Raw genomic sequence first — 4321 nt, 5'->3', positions numbered from 1 at the left:
GACCGCCGACCTGGTCTCGGAGGTCGTCAACGTCAAGCACCCGATGGCGGCGGGCATCCGCGCGCAGCAGGGGATCGACTGGTAGCTGATGGCCAGCGCCGCGGTCGCCGCGCCCGCCGACGCGAAGGTGACGTGGGGCATCGCCGACCAGAAGCCCGCGACGTTCACGACCCCCGCGTTCGGCGAGCTGCAGAAGGCCGGCATGAAGACCGCCCGCTACACCATGCGCTACGACGCCCTGCGCTACGCGAAGACCTCCGGCCTGTCGTTCTACGCCCAGCAGGCCGATGCGTGGCTCAAGGCCGCGCAGGCCGCGAACGTGCGCCCGCTCGTGACGTTCTGGGTCACCGCGTCCAACGCGTCGTCGCTGAAGAGGAAGATCTCGGCGTCGCGCTTCCGCACGGAGTTCAAGCGCTTCCGCAAGGCGTACCCGTGGGTCAAGGACTTCTCGCTCTTCAACGAGCCGAACCTCACCGGCCCCTACAAGAAGGACCCCGCCGCCCTCGGCCGGCTCTACCGCACGATCAGCAAGGACCTGAAGAGCTGCAAGGACTGCCGCCTCCTCGCCGGCGACATCCACCTGACGTCGGGCACCGCCGCCGGCTCCTACGCCCTGAAGGTCCGGCGCGCCGCGAAGACCCCGATCCGCATCTGGGGGCTCAACAACTACAACGACGTCAACGACCGCAGCTCCACGCAGACCTCGCGCTTCCTCCGCTCGACGGCCGTGAAGAGCTCGAAGGTGTGGATCACCGAGTCCGGCGGCGTCTACGCCCGCAAGGCGTCGTCGGAGAAGAAGAACCCGTTCCTCGCGCAGAAGCGGAAGGCGACGAGCGACAGCGCCCGCGAGAAGTACCAGTACGACGCCACGCGCTACCTCAACACGATCGTCAAGCGCTACTCGCGGCAGGTCCAGCGGGCCTACGTCTACCAGCTGCAGTCCGAGCCGAACCCGACGTGGGTGCCCGGCACGCGCAACCACTCCTGGGACTCCGGCCTGCTGGACCCGCGCGGCGCCGAGCGGCGGTCGTTCGGGTACCTGATCAAGCACGTGCTGTAAGGGGCGATCTCGTTTTCCCGTGGAGTCGTGGTGGTCGGGGACCGAGGAGGTCGTCCTCGGGTCCTGAGAATCAGCCTGGGTGGCTGACCGAAGGGCCCGAGGGCGAGATCCGATGCGTCCCCGGCCGCCACGGACCGCGAGAAAACGAGATCGGCCCTCAGGAATCGGCGCCGTGATCCGTCGGACCCGGGATCCTGAGCCGGTGCGAGCGCCGTCGAGCCCCCGCGTCCTGGGGGCGCCGTCCCGGGCGTCGGCCGCGCCGTTCCGCGCCCTCCTCGTCGTCCTGGTGCTCGCGGCCGTGTCGGTCGCGGCGCCACCCGGCGGCCCGGAGCGGGCGTCCGCGGCGCGCGGGATGGTCACCACGATGGCCGACGACGCCGTGCTCAACGGCGCGCACGGCGACCCCGCGCCGATCGTCGCGCGGTGGAAGGCCGCGGGCGTCACGAACGTCCGGCTGTTCGCCGAGTGGGCGCACATCGCCCCCGCCCCGGACAGCCGCACGCCGCCGTCGAGCGTGGACCCGCTGACCGGCGACGGCTACGACCTCTCCGGGCTCGACGGCAAGATCGACCTCGTCCGCCGCAACGGCATGACGGTGACGCTCGTGATCACCGGCCCCGGTCCGGTGTGGGGGTCGCTGGAGCCGCAGCGGGACAACGGCCGCTGGCGGCCGAGCCCCGCGCGTTTCGGGGCGTTCGCGCGCGCCGTCGCCCGGCACACCGCCGACCGCGTGGCGTCGTGGATCGTCTGGAACGAGCCGAACGTCGCGACCTGGCTGCAGCCGCAGAACGTCTGCAGGAACGGCCGCTGCACCGTCTCCTCGCCGCACCAGTACCGCAAGCTCGCGGCCGTCGGCTACGACGCGATCCGCGCGTTCGCCCCGACCGCGCCGATCGCGATCGGCGCCACGTCCCCGAAGGGCGACGCCCGCCCCACCCGCGTCAACGGCACGACGCCGCCCCTGACCTTCCTGCGCGCGCTGGCCTGCGTCGACGCCCGCTACCGGCGGATCACGACCGGCGAGTGCCGCGGCTTCCGCGCGCCGCGGGGCACGGCGCTGGCCTACCACCCCCACTCCAACGGGTTCTCGCCCGGCTACCGCTCGCCGCGCCCCGACGACGCGCGGATGGGCGACCTCGGCCGGCTCACCGCCGTCGTCGACCGGCTCACGAAGGCCGGCTGCCTGAAGGTCGTGGGCGCCAAGCGCTTCCCGCTCTGGCTGACCGAGTACGGGTACGAGACGAACCCGCCCGAGCGCACCCGCGGCGTCTCGCTCGGCGCGCAGTCGGTGTGGGCGCAGTGGGGCTGGTGGATCGCGTGGAACCACCCGCGGGTCCAGATGCTCGCCCAGTACGAGTGGCTGGACGAGGGCGACGGATCGGTCCGCGTCGATCCCAGCGGCTGGCAGTCGGGGCTGTATTTCCAGGACGGGCGCCCCAAGCCGATCGCCCAGGCCTTCCCCAACCCGATCTTCGGCTACCGGACCGTCCGCGCCGGGACGATCTGGGGCCAGGTGCGGACCGCGACCGGCGCGATGCCCGTCCGGCTGGAGCGCTCGTCCGGCGGCGCGTGGCGGACGTACCGGACGGTCACGACCGACGCCCACGGCGCGTTCCTCGCCCGGGTGCCGCGGGCGTCCCGCGCGCGCTACCGCTACGTCTACGTCTCGCCGGTCGACGGCACGACGGTCACCAGCACGACCGCGGCGCTGCGGGCGCTCTGACGCCTGACGACGCCAACCATCGGCCGAGGCGGGATGATCGCGATCGCCCCACGTCGCCCACCGCCCGAGGACCCGCCGCATGCGCCCGACCCGTCGATCACCAGTGTCCCGCTCCCCCGCCCGCCGGACGGGAGCCGCGTTGCTCGGCGCCGGCGTCGCGGTCCTGGCGTCCGCCGCCGTCGCCGCCCCCGCGCACGCCGCCGTGACCTGGGGCATCGCCGACCAGAAGCCCGAGACGTTCGCGAACCCCGCGTTCCTGCAGCTGCGCGACGCGGGCATGACGTCCGCGCGCTACGTCATCCGCTTCGACGCGCTGAAGTACCGCAACGACGCCGCGCGCTCGTTCTACGCCCAGCAGGCCGACGCGTGGCTGCAGGCCGCCCGGGCCGCGAACGTGCGCCCGCTGGTGACGTTCTGGGTCACGGCGTCGAACTCGTCGTCGCTGAAGAAGGCGATCCCCGCGGCGACGTTCCGCACCGAGTTCAAGCGCTTCCGCGCGGCGTACCCGTGGGTCAAGGACTTCTCGCTCTTCAACGAGCCGAACCTCACCGGGCCGTTCCGCGGCAAGCCCGAGGCGCTGGGCCGGCTCTACCGGACGATCAGCAAGGACCTGAAGAGCTGCAGCGACTGCCGGCTGCTCGCCGGGGACATCCACCTGACGTCCGGGACGACCGACGCCGCCTACGCCCTGAAGGTCCGCCGGGCGGCCGGGATGCCGATCCGCATCTGGGGGCTCAACAACTACCACGACGTCAACGACCGGACGGCGACCGACACCTCGCGCTTCCTGCGCTCGTCGGCCGTGAAGTCGTCGAAGGTCTGGATCACCGAGTCCGGCGGCGTCTACAGCCGCAAGGCGTCGTCGGAGAAGAAGAGCCCGTTCCTCGCGCAGCGCAAGAAGGCGACGAGCGACAGCGCCCGCGAGAGGTACCAGTACGACGCGACGCGCTACCTGAAGACGCTGACCGGCCGCTACAAGCAGCTCCAGCGCGCCTACATCTACCAGCTGCAGTCCGAGGCGAACCCCTCCTGGGTCCCCGGCACCCGCAACGGGTCCTGGGACTCGGGCCTGCTGGACCCGCGCGGCCAGCAGCGGCGGAGCTTCGGCTACGTCCTGAACTCGATCCTCTAGGAGCGGGCCCCACCCGGGCGCCGCGACCCGTGCGGTCGCGGCGCGCCCGCCTACGCGACGGGCTGCGGCGGCGGCGCATCGTCGGGCTCCGGGGTCGTGGACGCCGTACCGCCCCAGGCTGCTCCCCCGGCGCCGCGCCGGGCCATCGATGCGATGAACGTCCAGCCCGCCGCTCGGACGCCCGGCCAGGCCGCCGGCCGGCGGCGGGCGGTGCGCCCGCGGAGCCGCGGGCCGGGCCGGGGCGGGCCCCCGGGCGGGCCGCCCGCCGCGCCCGTGGACGGCTCCCCGGCCCGGGAGTAGGGTGGCGCGCGCCGCCGCCCCTCCCCCTCCGCCCCGGCGTCGGAGGACCACCATGTCCGCCCCCACCCCCGTCCCGACCAGCCCCCACAGCGAGGCCACCTGCGGG

4 protein-coding genes are annotated in these 4321 nt (G+C 73.3%); all 4 read left to right on the top strand.

Annotated elements, in window-relative coordinates; all coding sequences use genetic code 11:
* Window positions 1-10: 10 nt before the first annotated feature.
* The 4 genes from AB0L40_RS26865 to AB0L40_RS26850 all read left to right on the top strand — a co-directional run bounded on the left by AB0L40_RS26865 (window position 11) and on the right by AB0L40_RS26850 (window position 3915).
* Window positions 11-85 (top strand): hypothetical protein, encoded by a 75-nt coding sequence (locus AB0L40_RS26865; RefSeq protein WP_364361732.1) that lies wholly within the window; start codon window positions 11-13, stop codon window positions 83-85.
* Between the two features lie 3 nt (window positions 86-88).
* On the top strand, window positions 89-1060 hold the full coding sequence (locus AB0L40_RS26860; protein ID WP_364361730.1) for a hypothetical protein: 972 nt from the start codon (window positions 89-91) through the stop codon (window positions 1058-1060).
* Between the two features lie 202 nt (window positions 1061-1262).
* On the top strand, window positions 1263-2783 hold the full coding sequence (locus tag AB0L40_RS26855) for a hypothetical protein (protein ID WP_364361728.1): 1521 nt from the start codon (window positions 1263-1265) through the stop codon (window positions 2781-2783).
* Window positions 2784-2862: 79 nt separating this feature from the next.
* On the top strand, window positions 2863-3915 hold the full coding sequence (locus tag AB0L40_RS26850) for a hypothetical protein (protein WP_364361726.1): 1053 nt from the start codon (window positions 2863-2865) through the stop codon (window positions 3913-3915).
* Window positions 3916-4321 lie beyond the last annotated feature (406 nt).

The organism is Patulibacter sp. NPDC049589 (assembly GCF_040675535.1).
GTDB lineage: Bacteria > Actinomycetota > Thermoleophilia > Solirubrobacterales > Solirubrobacteraceae > Patulibacter.
Note: the sequence above shows the minus strand (reverse complement) of the source record. Positions and strands in the feature narration are given on the sequence as shown.